The following is a 1,184-nucleotide window of genomic DNA, read 5'->3' as shown; positions in this document are numbered from 1 at the left end:
CCCTCCACCGTCGCCTCCAGGTCCTGCGGGTAGTGGTTGCGCCCTCGCAGGATGATGAGGTCCTTGCGCCGCCCCGTGACGTACAGCTCGCCCTCCGGGCGCAGGAAGCCCAGGTCACCGGTGCGCAGGTACGGCCCGCCGTCCTCACGCGCGATGCGCGCCTGGAACGTCTCGAGCGTCGCTTCCTCCCGGCCCCAGTACCCCTGGGCCACGCTCGGCCCCGACACCCAGACTTCGCCCACCTCACCGGGCCCACGCCGCTCCAACGTCTCCGGGTCCACGATGGCGATTCGCTGCTCCGCCAGCGTCTGGCCGCACCCCACCAGCGTGCGTGCACCGGGCTCAGCAGCGCCCACTTCCTCCGCGCGGTGCCGCTCCAGCCCCTCACCTGAAATCGTCACCGACACCGGCGGCGCCGACTTCTCGCCTCCGGAGACGATGAGCGTGCCTTCCGCCAGCCCGTAGCACGGGTAGAAGGCCTCGCGCCGGAAGCCACTGGGGCCGAAGGCCTCCACGAAGCGCTCCAGCGTCTCCGGACGAATCGGCTCCGCGCCGCAGAAGGCCACCTCCCACCGGCTCAAGTCCAACGCCCGCCGCTGCTCCGGCGTGCTCTTTCGCACGCACAAGTCGAACGCGAAGTTCGGCCCGCCGCTGATGGTGCCCCCGAAGCGCGACACCGCCTCCAGCCACGCCATGGGCCGCTTGAGGAAGGCCATCGGCGACATCAACGTCACCGGGAAGCCTCCGTACAAAGGCTCCAGGATGCCGCCGATGAGGCCCATGTCGTGGTACGGCGGCAGCCAGATGACGCCCACGCTGTCCGCGCGCGCTCCAAACGCACCGTGGATGAGCGACAGGTTGTGCAGCAGGTTGCCGTGCGTGAGCATCACGCCCTTCGGCGTGCCCGTGCTCCCGGACGTGTACTGAAGGAACGCGAGCGACTCCGCGCCCAGGCCCTCCGGCGCCACCCAGTCCCGCTCGCCGCCCTCCGGCAACTCGTCCGTCGCCATCCAGTGCAGCGCGCGGAAGTCCGGCGCCTGCTCGAAGACGAAGTCCGACAGCCCGAGGATGCCCGACGTGGTGAGCACCACCGACGCACGTGCGTCCTGGATGATGGCGCGCAGGCGGGGCAGGGTGCGCTCCAGCCGCATCGGGTCCGGCGGATACGCGGGCACCGCCACCGC

Annotated in this window: 1 protein-coding gene; it reads right to left on the bottom strand. The window is 71.0% G+C overall.

Annotation, left to right across the window (positions count from 1 at the left end):
- Positions 1-1,184: fatty acyl-AMP ligase (locus tag GTZ93_RS42080; RefSeq protein WP_139924262.1), on the bottom strand; the 1,184-nt coding region annotated here is incomplete at both ends.

The organism is Corallococcus exiguus (genome assembly GCF_009909105.1).
Classification (GTDB): domain Bacteria; phylum Myxococcota; class Myxococcia; order Myxococcales; family Myxococcaceae; genus Corallococcus; species Corallococcus exiguus.
The sequence above is the reverse complement of the archived record's forward strand: the minus strand, read 5'-3'. Positions and strand labels throughout refer to the sequence as shown.